Here is a 13,420-nt window from a genome sequence, read left to right as displayed (position 1 = left end):
CAGGATAGCGTTCGTCGGCTTTCTTGTTCTGCTCGGTTATTTGCTTGTCCCTTTTGAGAGAACGCAGCGGTTCGGGCTGAGCAATATCGGGGACGAGAGCACGCGGCGTCTGCTTTCGGGTGTGCTCGGCGGCGTGATTGCCCTGCTCATTATAGGCTTTGAGATGCGTGTGCGGCGGGCGTCGCTTAAGACGCTGATCGGTGCCGCAGTGGGCTCGATATTAGGCATTATCGGGGCCTTCCTGATTGGGGTGCTCATCTCGATCCAAAAAGAAGCGGCTGTGTCGGCAGAAATGCAGACGTTTCTTACGATAACGCTGGCCTTTTTTATGGGCTACGTCGGGCTGATGGTCGGAGCGGCAAAGGGCGATTATCTCGACCTCTCTGCGCTCGGCGGCATATTTAGCGACAAATCCTCCACTCGTGATTACAAGATACTCGATACGTCCGTGATCATCGACGGCCGCATCGCAGATGTCGCGGAGACGGGCTTTCTCGGCGGCTCATTGATCATTCCCAACTTTATCCTGGCTGAATTGCAGCAGGTGGCGGACTCGCCTGATTCGTCAAAGCGACAGCGTGGCCGGCGTGGGCTCGATATGCTCCAGCGGCTGAGGAGCAATACAAAACTCGACGTGCAGATAGTAGAGACCGACTTTCCGGCCGTCAAGGAGGTCGATCTGAAGCTGATCGAATTGGGCCAGCAGCTTGATGCCGTGATCGTGACGAACGATTTTAACCTGAATAAGGTCTCGCAGCTTCGCGGCGTTGAGGTCCTGAATATCAACGAGCTGGCTAACGCAATGCGGCCCGTCGTACTCCCCGGCGAGGCAATGCGGGTCTTTATTCTCAAAGAGGGCAAGGAATACAATCAAGGCGTCGCATATCTCGACGACGGCACTATGGTCGTGGTTGACCATGCCCGCCGTCTAATCGGTAAAACAGCCGACATCGCCGTGACCAGCGTGCTCCAGACCACTGCAGGCAAGATGATATTCGGCCGCCTTTGGGAAGAGCGTGACGAGCAGAATGGTAACGAGAATTCATCGGCATTCAGTATTCACGATTCGCGTTCGCTGGGTTTTAGAAAAGCAACTCGCGAGCTACGACAGACGACAATAATCGAAGAGATCGAATAGTGAATATCGCCATCATCGTTGCCGCCGGCAGCGGCTCGAGATTCGCCGCCGACAAGCCCAAACAATTCACAGAACTCCTCGGCAAGCCCTTAATAATACACACTTTAGAACGATTTGAGGCCTGTCCGGCGGTGGACGAGATCGTGCTTGTGTTGTCGGACGAAGGGAGGGCGGAATTTGAGATCTTAAATTTGAAATTTCAAATTAAGAAGATTAAGACAATTGTCAGTGGCGGGGCTACTCGGGCGGAATCTGTCTTGAATGGGCTGTCGGTAGTTTGTCAAAACAATGATGCGTCTGTCGTTGCCATACACGATGGGGCACGTCCTTTAGTCTCGGTTGACGAGGTAGAAATGGTCGTCGCTAAGGCACAGGAAACAGGGGCCGCTTGCCTGGTCGCTCCCGTGACGGATACGATCAAGTCGCTTCGCGGAGACGAGATAGGTTCGACACTTGACCGCAACAAGCTGCGTCGTGCACTGACGCCTCAAGCGTTTCGTGTTGAACTGCTGATGAAGGCCTATAGTGAATATGGGCCCGGAGCGATTCTCGACACCGTTACCGACGAATGTTATCTCGTGGAAAAACTCGGCGTGCCCATTGCCGCCGTAGAGGGCAGTTCGCGAAATATCAAGATCACACGGCCGGAGGATCTTGTGTTTGCTGAGGCGATTTTGAAAAGTAGCTATTAGCTGTTAGCTATCAGCTACTAGCTACTTTTGTAAAGAATTGTGAGAGTTGGATTTGGCACAGATATTCATCGGCTGATCGCCGGACGGCCGCTGGTTATCGGCGGGGTCGTGATCGAGTCGGACCTCGGTGCGGACGGGCATTCCGACGCGGATGTGTTGATGCACGCGGCCGCGGACGCAGTGTTGGGCGCGTTGGCGTTGGGCGATCTCGGCAGGCATTTTCCGAATGACGAGAAGCGTTGGCGAAATGCGGAAAGCTCGCAATTCCTGCGATACGCGGTCGATTTGATCAACGAAAAAGGCTATTCGGTCGGCAATCTCGATGCGGTCGTGCACCTCGAACGTCCCAAGCTGCGTCCTCATATCGACGCGATGCGAGCCAATCTCGCCGATGCTCTGGGCGTCTCGATCGATCAAGTTAGTGTCAAAGCAAAGACCGGCGAAGGCGTCGATTCAGTCGGCGAACGGCGTGCAGTATCGGCGGAGGCGGTTGCACTTCTTCAGAAGAATTAACCACAGATGAACACAGACAAACACAGATAGGAACAAAACAAATATCTGTGTCCATCTGTGTATATCTGTGGTTTATTCCTTTCCTGCGGTAAAATACATCGATGCGTCCACAGGAATTGATCGCCCGCAAGCGTGACGGCAAGGCATTGTCGGATGCCGATATTGGCGTTTTTATCGACGGTGTTACCTCGCGTGAGTGGGCTGATTATCAGATCACCGCAATGGTGATGGCGATGTTCATCAACGGGCTCAATCGCCGCGAACAGTACGCCATTACGCGGGCGATGCTGCATTCGGGCACGGTGATGGACTTTTCCGACATCGATGCGCCGAAGGCCGACAAGCATTCGACCGGAGGTGTCGGTGACAAGACATCGCTGATAATCGCTCCTCTCGCGGCCGCCTGTGGCATCGCGGTCCCGATGATCTCGGGTCGCGGCCTAGGGCACACGGGCGGGACATTGGATAAGCTCGAATCGATCCCGGGCTACGACGTAAATCTATCATTTACACGACTTAAAGAGGTGATGCGGGCGTGCGGATTTGGCCTGATCGGCCAGACCAAGCAGATCGCGCCGGCCGACAAGAAGCTGTATGCACTGCGTGATGCGACGGCGACGGTGCCGTATATTCCGCTGATCGTGGCCTCGATAATGTCAAAAAAACTCGCCGAAGGCCTCGATGCATTGGTGCTCGACGTTAAAACAGGCTCGGGCGCGTTCATCCAGAAATATCCCGAGTCGGTCAAGCTTGCAAAGGCCCTCTGCGAAACGGGCCGGTCATTCAAGGTCGATACCCGCGCACTCATCACAGACATGAGCCAGCCGTTGGGCAAATATGTCGGGAATGCTCTCGAGGTGTATGAATGCCTGAAGATACTCCGCGGCGAGGCTGAACCCGCAATGGCGCAGACGCTGGAGTTGAGTATCGAATTGACGGCGTCGATGCTGGTGCAGGCAGGCGTTGCCGACACAATTCAAAATTCGAGATTCAAGATTCAGAATGCCTTGCGGTCAGGCGAGGCGTTGGAACTGTTTCGTCAGAATATCGAGTTGCAGGGCGGCGATCCCCGGATCTGTGACAGGCCGGAAATGTTGCTGGCAAAGGGTTTGAAGAAGGTCGAGGTGGCGGCTGTGGCGAACGGTTATGTATCGGCTATCGATACTTTTGCGGTCGGGCGAGCGGTTTGTGATATCGGCGGCGGGCGCGTAAAGGTGGAGGATGGCGTCGATCATGCGGTAGGTTTTGAGTGCTTCAAGAAGATCGGCGACCGTGTGCGAAAAGGCGAGCCGCTCGGCCTGGCGCATTGCCGCTCTCGTTCGCAAGGGGACGCGATTAGTGAAAATCTGCGGAATGCATATAAAATATCGAAGGAAATCCCAAAGACAACCAAGCTGATCCGAGCTGCGGTCTAACAATCATGAGTTCAGCGTTTAGAGTTCGGAGTTTCGAGTTATGAAGAGCGGAAAGTCCCTTTTTTTGGTGTTGTTTGCTGTGGCGGCGTTTGTCTCATCGTGTGCGAATCATGCTGAGGCGCGGCGCGAGGGCTGCAAGATCAAGGTCGGCATCGTTTTTGACATCGGCGGCAAGAATGACCGGTCGTTCAACGCCGCGGCTTGGGAGGGCGTCAAGCGTGCTCGCGAGGACATGCACATCTGCCTATATGATGTCGAGCCGGGAAATCCAAACTCGATCGAGCCGGCGATGCGGGCATTTGCCGAAGAGAATTTTGACCTGATCTTTGGCGTCGGTTTTGCCCAGGGGCCGATCATGCAAAAGGTCGCGATGGACTATCCGAATATCAAGTTCGCGATTGTTGACGGCGTGATATTCGAGGCTGACGGCAAAACGCCCAAGCAGAACGTTGCCTCACTCATCTTTCGCGAACACGAAGGCTCATACCTCGTGGGGATGATCGCCGCGGCGAAATCGAAAACAGGCGTGCTCGGCTTTATCGGCGGCATGGACATTCCGCTGATTCATAAGTTTGAGACGGGCTACGAGGAAGGGGCCAAGAGCGTAAATCCGGATATTCGCGTCATTGACAACTACGTTGGCGTGACCGACGGTGCGTGGAACAATCCCGGCAAGGGCAAGGAACTCGCGCTTGCGCAGATCGAGAAGGGCGCGGATGTGATCTTTACGGCTGCGGGCAATTCGGGTCTTGGCGCATTTGATGCCGTCGAGCAATATGGCCGCGACCCGAAGACCGGCGAGGCGAACAAATTCGTGATCGGTGTCGATTCAAACCAGAACATGGTCAAGCCGGGCTTTGTGCTCACCTCAATGGTCAAGCGAGTCGATAATGCCTGTTACGATGTCGTCAAAGAGGTGCTCGCGAACGATTTTCACGGCGGCTTTCACGTCTTTGGCCTCGACAAGGATGGCGTTGCGTATGCGATGGATGCGAATAACGACGGCATCATTCCGCCGGACGTGATCGGCCGCGTCGAAGAAGCGAAGAAGAAGATCGTCGCCGGCGAGATCAAGGTTACCGACGCGATGGCAAAGTAGATGCGAGCCGTTTGGTTTATCCGTCATGCAGAGAGTCTTGGTAATATCGGGGAAGCGACCACAACTCCGCGCGAGATACCCCTTTCCGAGCTCGGTAGGGCACAGGCGGACCGGCTGGCTGAGACCTTCCCGATCAGGCCGGACTTGATAGCGATTTCTCCGTTTGATCGAGCGCGTTTCACCGCGGAACCACTGATTCGAAGGTTCGAGGACGTCCCGACATTTTCGGCGAACATTCAGGAATTCACGTATCTTGCAATCGAGAAATGTCGCGGCACTAACTCGGCACAGCGCAAACCATTGGTGGATGAATATTGGGGCCGTAGTGATCCCGAGTACTGTGACGGCGGCCAGGCGGAATCGTTCTCGCAGTTTCTATGCCGCTTGGACGGCTTCATTTGTGACCTTTTGTCGCGGGAGTTTGCTATCGCGGTAGCCGTGACACATGAACAGGTTATCAAGGCCCTTATGTGGATGCGGATCGCCTTCGCTACAGAAGTTACGTCTGCGTCGATGGCGGGTTTCTATAAATTTATGACATCGTTTAAGATACCGAACATTGCGATAGTTCCTTGCTTGTTTGACGAAGAAGGTCAAAGCTTCTTCGGCAAGTTAACGAGGCCGGAGTCAGTAAATGCTTGAACTAAGAAATATCCGCAAAACATTCGGCGAAACCGTCGCTAACGACGACGTCTCGCTAACGGTGCATAAGGGCACGATCCATGCGGTCGTGGGTGAGAATGGCGCGGGGAAATCGACGGCGATGAAGATCGTTTACGGTTTCTATAATGCCGATAGCGGCGAGATCATACTCGACGGCAAGACCGTGCCGGTACGGAATCCGCACGAGGCGATCGGGCTTGGCATCGGCATGGTGCATCAGCATTTTATGCTGGTCGATACGATGACCGTGGCCGAGAACATCATTCTCGGTGCCGAGACCGGTTCGGCGGCAAATCTTGATCTCGAAAAGGCAAATAGCGACATTCAGGCCCTGTCAGACGAGCTAAAGCTCGGCGTCAATCCTCGTGCGATGATCGAGGATCTGTCCGTCGGGCAGCAGCAGCGTGTGGAATTGCTCAAGGCGCTGTATCGCAATGCTAACCTGCTCATTCTCGACGAGCCGACGGCCGTACTCTCGCCGCAGGAGGTCGAAGAGTTTTTTGGCATTCTTCGCCGGATGAAGGAGCAAGGCAAGACGATCGTCATAATTACGCACAAGCTCGACGAGGTACTCGCGATCTCAGACGAGGTCACGGTGATGCGTGACGGCCGCACGGTCGGGCACGTCAAGACGAGTGAGACCAATGCCAAAGAACTCGCCCGCATGATCGTCGGCCGCGACGTGCTGCTGCGTGTCGACAAGCCGAATTCTTCGCCGCACGGCATCGTGCTCGAGGTCAAAGGGCTAAAGGTCCATGGCCGGCATGGGCTGGCAGTTGATGATGTCTCGTTTCGGGTTCAGGCCGGCGAGATCGTCGGAATTGCGGGTATCGAGGGCAACGGACAGACCGAGCTGATCGAGGCTTTGGCCGGCCTTACGAGGGCGTCGAGCGGCTCGTTCGAGTTTGAGGGCCGCGACGTCACGCGCGTGTCGGCTCGCCGACTCAAAGAGCTAGGCATCGCACACATTCCCGAGGACCGCCACAAACGTGGTTTGCTGCTGTACTCTGACCTCGCCGAAAACTCGATCCTCGGTGTGCACTATCGCCCGCCGATCGCGGCTGCGACCGGACTTATGAATTCTGCTGCCATCCAGAAACGCGTCGGCGAGATCATCGAGAATTTCGACGTTCGCCCGCCTGACGCTACGCTCACCGCAAAGTCGCTATCAGGCGGCAATCAGCAAAAACTCATCATCGGCCGCGAATTTGAGCTGAATCCCAAACTCTTGCTCGTCTCGCAACCGACGCGCGGCGTCGATATCGGCGCGATCGAATTTATCCACCGCAAGCTCATCGCCCTTCGCGACGCAGGCTCGGCCGTCCTGCTCGTCTCCGCCGAACTCGAAGAGGTCACCGCCCTCGCCGACCGCCTGCTCGTCCTTCGCGAAGGCAAGATCGCCGGCGAGGTCGATCCGAAGACCACCTCAGTCGAGGACATCGGCCTGATGATGACGGGCGGATAATGAAATTAAGGAATTAGCCACGAATGCACGAATAAACTGCTTCTTTCTGGCTCTTATTCGTGCATTCGTGGCTATTCTTTTCTTGTAGATCATGAACGACCTGATCTTGAAAGACGAAGCCTATCGCATTATTGGTCTCTGCATGGAAGTTCACAACAATCTCGGTGCCGGGTTCCTAGAGATCGTTTACAAAGATGCCCTTGAACTCGAATTTCGCCGGGCCGGCATACTTTATGAGCGAGAGAAGGAATATGTGGTCAACTATAAGGGTGTAATACTACCTCATAAGTTCTACGCCGACTTTGTTGTGTTCAATCAGGTAATTTTGGAGGTCAAGGGAATGAGCGGCATCGCCGATGAATTCATTGCGCAGGCTATAAACTATCTGAAAGTATCTGGAAATAGACTTGCTTTGATTGTCAATTTTGGCGAGGAGAAGCTCAGCTATCGGCGAGTTGTGCTATAAGAAAGAAAAATAGCCACGAATGCACGAATATGAACGGAATGTCTTCTCTTATTCGTGCATTCGTGGCTAATTCTTATATTCTCCATGCACAAATATCTCATCATTGAGCAGCCGTTCGTAAGCGGCGGCATTCTCAACGGTCGTCCAGCCATGCCAGATGCGAGCGATCATGTCGATTCAGCCGTTTGTGATCCAAAGATACTCTTCATAGCTGCGACCGCCCTTTCAAGGTTTTTCATCGAAGTCGCGTACGAGAACCTGAGATAGCCGTCCGCACCGAAGCCCTCGCCGTCGGTAACGACGATGTGGGCTTCTTTTAACAGCAGGTCGGCAATGTCGGCGGACGCTCTGAATCGGTCGCCGAGCATATCACGCACATCGACGAACGCATAGAACGCACCCTCCGGCATCGCGCATTTGAAGCCGTTTATCTCGTTGAGAGCAGGGACGAAGTAGTTCTTGCGGCGTTCGTACTCGCTCGTCATCGCGTTGACGGCGGCGATGGTGGCGTCGGCGTCCTGCAGGGCTTTGGCGCAAGCGTATTGGACGAATGACGTCGGGTGCGTGGCCGAATGGCTTTGCAGCTTGACCATTGCTTTTGTCCAGGTTTCGTTCGCGATCGTGTAGCCGATACGCCAGCCGGTCATGGCGTAAGTCTTCGAAAAGCTCCCCGCGACACAGACGAATTCACGCAATTCCGCAGGCAGCGACGCCGATGTGAAAGGCTCGGCCGGCGGATAGGCAAAGAAGAGATAACATTCGTCGGTAAGGACATAAATGCCGCGCTCAGCACAGACCTCGACGATCCGACGCATCTCGTCGGGCGGTATCACGCGGCCGGTCGGATTGTTTGGCGAATTGATAATTAGGAGACGTGTCTTGTCCGTGATGGCCGCAGCCACCTGATCGGCGGTGAGGACGAAATCGGTCTCGGCTGTCTCGATGAGGACGGTATTTGCCCGGCAGAATGCGGCTATTGCCGGAAAACTTACCCAATACGGTCTCGGAATGAGGACGTCGTCGCCCGCCTCCAGCAAGGTGCATGCTGCATTGAACAATGCCTGTTTGCCGCCACACGACGCCGCGATCTGGGCCACCGAGATCTCCGCGCCAAACCGCGAATGATAGAACGCCGCGATCGATTCGCGAAATTCCTTGAGGCCTGCGGCCGCGGTGTATTTTGTGATCCCGCGGGCGAGGCCTTCGGCGGCGTAGGCTTTAATAAACTCCGGCGTATCAAAATCCGGCTCGCCGACCGAGAGGTCGATCACGTTGATGCCCTCAGCGCGCATCTCGGCGGCCGCCTGCGCCGCGATCAGCGTCGATGATCCCTGCATCGCTGCTACATTGTCTGAGACGGGGAAAGATGTCATCGGCGTTATTTTACCGCAGAGACGCAGAGACGCAGAGAACCAAAAACAGGTAATTGAAGGTTTGTGCTTGCCTTCTCTGCGTCTCCGCGTCTCTGCGGTTCATCGTCTCCTTGCTCGCATTCGAGCCTCGACGAGGTCGGGGATCAGGCCGGCGACACGGCCGCCTAGTTCAAAGACCTGCTTCATCAGCGTCGATGAGACATAGCTGTACTCCTCACCGGCCATCAGAAAGACCGTTTCGATGGTTGGCTCGAGCCGGCGATTCATCAATGCCATCCTGAGTTCGTATTCGTAATCGCTGACCGCTCGAATGCCGCGAACAATCGCCGTCGCGTTCTTATCTTTTGCGAATTGGGCAGTAAGGCCCGAGAAGCTCTCGACCAGCATCGTGCATCCGGCGGTTTCGACGGACGGCAGAACCTCGCGGATCATGTCGCAGCGTTCCTCGACGGTGAACATCGGATGCTTGTCGGGATTATTGAGCACCGCGACGATCATCTCGTCAAAAAGCGGCGCTGATCGGCGGATAATATCGAGATGTCCGTTGGTCAACGGGTCAAATGAACCCGGAAATATCGCTCGCCGCATAATCTGTAAGCACAAAGTAATTACAATTTGTAATTAACTTGTAATTCTATTCAGTTTGCCCTTGCTTTTTGGTCTCGTTGCTATCATCATTCCTTCTATAGGGCCAGAAACCGAATTCCCGTCTAATTAGAAATTAACTAATTAGTAATTACTAATTAAAGAAGTGTCAATAACATAGCATAGCCTAAGATGAGCAAAAAGGGACAAGCCGCGGCTTTCTACGATCTCGAGGGCACGCTGGTCAGCACAAACCTGGTACACACGCTGGCGTTCTACGCCAAGCGACAGCAGGGGCTGTGGCAGACGGCGAAGAAGACCTTTGGCACGGTCGCGCGGCTGCCGCTGTTTGGCGTCGCGGAGTTGTACTCACGCAATGTCTTTAACACTGTCTTTTTCAAAAGCTATGAGGGGCTCTCATACGACCGGCTGCGGTATTTTTCGGACGAGCTGTTTGAGGAAGTGCTAAAGCCCGCGATATTCGATGGCACGGCAGACCTGATCGCCGCCGGCAAAAAGATAGGCCAACGCCAAGTAGTCATCACCGGCGCACTGGACTTCACCATCGAACGCCTGATGGACCACCTCGGCATTGATGATTTCAAGGCGAACCATATGGAGTTCGTCAACGGCTACTCGACCGGCCGCATAATCCCGCCGGTGATGGCGTCAGCGACCAAGGCGACATGGATGCGAGAATACGCCGAACGCGAGAACATCAACCTGTCGGACTCATATGCCTACTCGGACAGTATTTCCGATCTGCCGATGCTTTCGATAGTTGGTCATCCAGTTGCTGTCTGTCCGGATATGAGACTGAAACAAACGGCCATGCAACACGATTGGCCGGTCCTAGATTTGAAATAGAAAGAGAAAGCCACGAATGCACGAATAAGAAGGCTTTCATTCGTGCATTCGTGGCAAAACGCTTATGGCTCTTCAACTAAGGCGAAAGACACACGAATCCATTGTCTATATAGATAAAGACAGCGCGCCGCGGATCATGCCGTTTGGCGAGGATTTTATTATCAATGACATTCCGATCGGGACGCGGGTGATATATCCGAATCCGCCGATCAAGGGGCTGCCGAATCGGGAAGCCGCGATTCGGTATGCGGTGAATCATCCGCTCGAGATGGAGCCGCTCTATGCGCTTCTCGAGCCTGGGATGAAGGTGACGATCGCGGTGGACGACATTTCGCTGCCGTTGCCGCCGATGGCGACGCCTGATCTGCGGCAGACCATGCTTGAGGTAGTGCTGGATATGTGCGCGGCGAATGGCGTCGACGACATTCACATAATCATCGCGAATTCGCTCCACCGGAAGATGACCGAGTGGGAAATGAAGCGGATGGTCGGCAGCAAGATCCACAACGAATACTATCCCGACCGCTACTACAACCACGATGCTGAGGATGAGGACGGCCGCGTCACGCTCGGGCACACGCGGCACAACGAGCCGCTGCGGATCAATCGCCGGTGCTTTGAGAGCGACCTGCTGATCTATTGCAATATCAATCTCGTCCCGATGGATGGCGGGCACAAATCGGTCGCGGTCGGCCTGTGCGATTACGAGTCGTTAAGGGCGCATCACGAGCCGCAGACGATTCGCGACAGTCATTCGTACATGGACCCGCCGGCATCGGAGCTGAATCATAAGGTCGTTCGGCTCGGCAAGCTCGTCGACGAGCAGATGAAGGTCTTTCACATCGAGACCGCGTTGAACAATCGAATGTTCGGCGAGGGCTACGACATCCTGACGCGGAACGAGGACGAGTTCTCGTTCGCCGACCGGCTGAAATGGGAGGCGATGAAACGCACGTTCTCCAAGATGCCGCGCGGTGCTCGGCGCAAGATGCTCCACGCCATTCCCGCACAATATGAGCTGATAGCCTGCTACGCCGGCTCGACAGAGCCTGTTCACGAAAAGATCCTCGAGATGAACTACCGGCAGTACGAAATTCCGGTCAAGGGCCAGTGCGACATCATGATCACGGGCATCCCGGACATCTCGCCGTATAACGTCTATTCGGCGTTAAATCCTTTATTAGTGCAGGTTATGGCCCTTGGGTATCACTTCAATATGTACCGCAACAAGCCGCTGCTGCGAAAGGGCGGGACGCTGATATTGACGCATCCGTGCTTTGACGAATTCGACCATAACTTTCATCCGAGCTATATCGAGTTTTTCCATCGGCTGCTGCCCGAGAGCCGCGATGCGTTCTTTTTGCGTGAAAAATACGAACGCGAATTTGCCTCGAATCCGGCCTACGTCGAGATGTACCGCCGCGGCAACGCCTATCACGGCGCTCACCCGTTCTTTATGTGGTACTGGGGCGAGAACGGCCGCCAACACGTCGGCCAAGTCATCGCCGCCGGTGCCGAAAACGCCCACGTCCCCAACATCCTCGGCTGGGACCGCGCCGACAACTTAACCGAAGCAATAGCAATGGCCCGTTCAAAACAAGGCCGCAACGCCGAGATAACAATGCTGCACCAGCCGATAATCGGGTTGTGTAGTGTGACGGATTAATTTTAATAATATAACTGGTCATCTGACTGGTCATTCTGATATAATTCGTGTTATGAAAACTAGAACCCGAACAATCAGCGCAACGGAATTTAAAGCAAAATGCCTCAATATTTTCGATAACTTGGACAGCAACGGGATCATCGTTGAGAAACGTGGCAAGCCGGTCGCCAAAGTTACGCCGATCAAGGATGACGATTTTGAGATAATCGGCTGCTTGAAGGGAGAAATGGAGATACTGGGTGACATCATGTCGACGGGCATAAAATGGGATGCTGAATCTTGACACGAACATACTCTTGGCCACGGTCAACGACGAACTGAAACAAGGAGAAGAGGAGCTGATTCGAGGCGGCGATCTCGCAATCTCGGATGTCGTTTTGTGGGAGTTGGCAAAGCTTGTTCAACTTAAGCGGATAAGGCTCGACCTAGATGGCACGGTCTTTAAGCGAGTTCTGAGACAGTTGACGGTGTACCCCATAACACTTGAGATCGCCCGTCAAAGCACGGCTCTGGATTTTCGCTCCGATCCCGCCGACGAGATCATTGCGGCGACGAGCGTTGTCGAGGGAATGCCATTGCTCACCCGCGACCGTAAGATCCTGAAGTCGCGGCTCGTTCCTATCGCAAGATGACCGACAGACAGGAGATAGATATGTCAGCACCAGAAATGTCACAGGAAATGGAAGCCCTCAAGGGCAAGCTTCGCGGCATGTGGATCGCGGGCGATTTTGGCGTGATCGCGCGGTCGATCGAGCACGGGGCACGAGAATTCGTTGAACGATTGAACGTACAGCCGGGAATGAAGGTGCTCGATGTCGCGTGCGGAACGGGAAATCTCGCTTTGCCTGCGGCCCGTGCCGGTGCAGATGTAACCGGCATCGATATCGCCCCGAACCTGATCGAACAGGCGGTCGCTAATGCCGCGAGAGCGGGCCTCGACGCCAAATTCGAGGTGGGCGACGCTGAGGATATGCCGTATGCGGACGGTGAGTTTGACGTGGTGATGACGATGTTCGGTGCGATGTTTGCACCGCGGCCGGACGTGACGGCGAGCGAGCTGAAACGCGTTTGCAAAAGCGGAGGCGTGATCGCGATGGCAAACTGGACGCCCGAGGCGTTCACCGGCCAGATGTTCAAGACCGGAGCCAAACACGTGCCGCCGCCGCCCGGAATGTCGCCGCCGCTCCAATGGGGAATTGAAGACATCGTCCGCGAACGCCTCGCCGACGGCACAAGCGATCTGCAGATGACGCGGCGAAAGATCATTTTCCATTTCGACATGTCGCCGGAAGATGTCGTCGAACACTTCCGGCTATATTTCGGCCCGACGCAGAAGGCGTTCGAGGCACTCGACCCTGACGGTCAGGCGGCGTTGCGTGCCGACCTTGAGGCTCTCTGGAGCGAACACAATCAGGCGACGGATGGGACGACTGAAGTTGAAAGTGAATACCTCGAGGTAAGAGCAATCCGAACCTAGG

15 protein-coding genes and 1 pseudogene are annotated in these 13,420 nt (G+C 54.9%); 13 read left to right on the top strand and 3 right to left on the bottom strand.

What is annotated here, in order from left to right; all coding sequences use genetic code 11:
- The first annotated feature begins 163 nt into the window (after positions 1-163).
- The 8 genes from IPM59_14120 to IPM59_14085 all read left to right on the top strand — a co-directional run bounded on the left by IPM59_14120 (position 164) and on the right by IPM59_14085 (position 7,451).
- Positions 164-1,138, top strand: a complete 975-nt coding sequence (locus tag IPM59_14120) for a TRAM domain-containing protein (GenBank protein ID MBK9216702.1) — start codon at positions 164-166, stop codon at positions 1,136-1,138.
- Positions 1,138-1,830 (top strand): 2-C-methyl-D-erythritol 4-phosphate cytidylyltransferase, encoded by a 693-nt coding sequence (gene ispD / locus IPM59_14115; protein ID MBK9216701.1) that lies wholly within the window; start codon positions 1,138-1,140, stop codon positions 1,828-1,830. Before IPM59_14120 ends, ispD begins: the two co-directional genes overlap by 1 nt.
- Positions 1,831-1,869: 39 nt before the next feature.
- Positions 1,870-2,343 (top strand): 2-C-methyl-D-erythritol 2,4-cyclodiphosphate synthase, encoded by a 474-nt coding sequence (locus IPM59_14110; protein MBK9216700.1) that lies wholly within the window; start codon positions 1,870-1,872, stop codon positions 2,341-2,343.
- A gap of 101 nt (positions 2,344-2,444) precedes the next feature.
- On the top strand, positions 2,445-3,758 hold the full coding sequence (locus IPM59_14105; protein ID MBK9216699.1) for a thymidine phosphorylase: 1,314 nt from the start codon (positions 2,445-2,447) through the stop codon (positions 3,756-3,758).
- A 40-nt stretch (positions 3,759-3,798) separates the two neighbouring features.
- On the top strand, positions 3,799-4,857 hold the full coding sequence (locus IPM59_14100) for a BMP family ABC transporter substrate-binding protein (protein ID MBK9216698.1): 1,059 nt from the start codon (positions 3,799-3,801) through the stop codon (positions 4,855-4,857).
- The gene (locus tag IPM59_14095; protein MBK9216697.1) at positions 4,858-5,499 is read left to right on the top strand and encodes a histidine phosphatase family protein; all 642 of its coding nucleotides are present in this window, start codon (positions 4,858-4,860) and stop codon (positions 5,497-5,499) included.
- A complete protein-coding gene (locus IPM59_14090) occupies positions 5,492-6,985 on the top strand; it encodes an ABC transporter ATP-binding protein (GenBank protein MBK9216696.1) in 1,494 nt (497 codons plus the stop codon). The genes IPM59_14095 and IPM59_14090 overlap by 8 nt, the downstream gene beginning before the upstream one ends.
- 91 nt (positions 6,986-7,076) lie before the next feature.
- Complete coding sequence (locus IPM59_14085; protein ID MBK9216695.1) at positions 7,077-7,451, top strand: GxxExxY protein; 375 nt, start codon at positions 7,077-7,079, stop codon at positions 7,449-7,451.
- Between the two features lie 90 nt (positions 7,452-7,541).
- Here the strand turns inward: IPM59_14085 and IPM59_14080 are convergent.
- From IPM59_14080 to coaD, 3 genes and pseudogenes are all read right to left on the bottom strand, one after another.
- Positions 7,542-7,622: pseudogene (locus tag IPM59_14080) on the bottom strand (antibiotic biosynthesis monooxygenase).
- Positions 7,619-8,824, bottom strand: a complete 1,206-nt coding sequence (locus tag IPM59_14075) for a pyridoxal phosphate-dependent aminotransferase (protein MBK9216694.1) — start codon at positions 8,822-8,824, stop codon at positions 7,619-7,621. The pseudogene IPM59_14080 and the gene IPM59_14075 overlap by 4 nt, the downstream one beginning before the upstream one ends.
- Before the next feature lie 99 nt (positions 8,825-8,923).
- Positions 8,924-9,415, bottom strand: a complete 492-nt coding sequence (gene coaD / locus IPM59_14070) for a pantetheine-phosphate adenylyltransferase (GenBank protein ID MBK9216693.1) — start codon at positions 9,413-9,415, stop codon at positions 8,924-8,926.
- A gap of 186 nt (positions 9,416-9,601) precedes the next feature.
- Between coaD and IPM59_14065 the strand changes: the two genes are divergently transcribed.
- From IPM59_14065 to IPM59_14045, 5 genes are all read left to right on the top strand, one after another.
- Positions 9,602-10,276 carry an HAD-IB family hydrolase gene (locus tag IPM59_14065; protein MBK9216692.1) on the top strand — a complete coding sequence of 225 codons (675 nt, stop codon included), beginning with the start codon at positions 9,602-9,604 and terminating at the stop codon, positions 10,274-10,276.
- 64 nt (positions 10,277-10,340) lie between these two features.
- Positions 10,341-11,942 carry a DUF2088 domain-containing protein gene (locus IPM59_14060; protein MBK9216691.1) on the top strand — a complete coding sequence of 534 codons (1,602 nt, stop codon included), beginning with the start codon at positions 10,341-10,343 and terminating at the stop codon, positions 11,940-11,942.
- A 52-nt stretch (positions 11,943-11,994) separates the two neighbouring features.
- On the top strand, positions 11,995-12,225 hold the full coding sequence (locus IPM59_14055; protein MBK9216690.1) for a type II toxin-antitoxin system Phd/YefM family antitoxin: 231 nt from the start codon (positions 11,995-11,997) through the stop codon (positions 12,223-12,225).
- On the top strand, positions 12,212-12,574 hold the full coding sequence (locus IPM59_14050; protein ID MBK9216689.1) for a type II toxin-antitoxin system VapC family toxin: 363 nt from the start codon (positions 12,212-12,214) through the stop codon (positions 12,572-12,574). The genes IPM59_14055 and IPM59_14050 overlap by 14 nt, the downstream gene beginning before the upstream one ends.
- Positions 12,575-12,594: 20 nt before the next feature.
- On the top strand, positions 12,595-13,419 hold the full coding sequence (locus IPM59_14045) for a methyltransferase domain-containing protein (GenBank protein MBK9216688.1): 825 nt from the start codon (positions 12,595-12,597) through the stop codon (positions 13,417-13,419).
- Position 13,420: the final 1 nt, after the last annotated feature.

Origin of the sequence: Chloracidobacterium sp., from assembly GCA_016715795.1 — a bacterium.
GTDB lineage: Bacteria > Acidobacteriota > Blastocatellia > Pyrinomonadales > Pyrinomonadaceae > OLB17.
The sequence above is the reverse complement of the archived record's forward strand: the minus strand, read 5'-3'. Positions and strand labels throughout refer to the sequence as shown.

Coding starts and splice junctions, on each gene's coding strand:
- IPM59_14120 (MBK9216702.1), top strand. CDS start 164: ATGCGTGTGCGGCGGGCGTCGCTTAAGACGCTGATCGGTGCCGCAGTG.
- IPM59_14105 (MBK9216699.1), top strand. CDS start 2,445: ATGCGTCCACAGGAATTGATCGCCCGCAAGCGTGACGGCAAGGCATTG.
- IPM59_14100 (MBK9216698.1), top strand. CDS start 3,799: ATGAAGAGCGGAAAGTCCCTTTTTTTGGTGTTGTTTGCTGTGGCGGCG.
- IPM59_14095 (MBK9216697.1), top strand. CDS start 4,858: ATGCGAGCCGTTTGGTTTATCCGTCATGCAGAGAGTCTTGGTAATATC.
- IPM59_14090 (MBK9216696.1), top strand. CDS start 5,492: ATGCTTGAACTAAGAAATATCCGCAAAACATTCGGCGAAACCGTCGCT.
- IPM59_14085 (MBK9216695.1), top strand. CDS start 7,077: ATGAACGACCTGATCTTGAAAGACGAAGCCTATCGCATTATTGGTCTC.
- IPM59_14075 (MBK9216694.1), bottom strand. CDS start 8,824: ATGACATCTTTCCCCGTCTCAGACAATGTAGCAGCGATGCAGGGATCA.
- IPM59_14065 (MBK9216692.1), top strand. CDS start 9,602: ATGAGCAAAAAGGGACAAGCCGCGGCTTTCTACGATCTCGAGGGCACG.
- IPM59_14060 (MBK9216691.1), top strand. CDS start 10,341: ATGGCTCTTCAACTAAGGCGAAAGACACACGAATCCATTGTCTATATA.
- IPM59_14055 (MBK9216690.1), top strand. CDS start 11,995: ATGAAAACTAGAACCCGAACAATCAGCGCAACGGAATTTAAAGCAAAA.
- IPM59_14050 (MBK9216689.1), top strand. CDS start 12,212: ATGCTGAATCTTGACACGAACATACTCTTGGCCACGGTCAACGACGAA.
- IPM59_14045 (MBK9216688.1), top strand. CDS start 12,595: ATGTCAGCACCAGAAATGTCACAGGAAATGGAAGCCCTCAAGGGCAAG.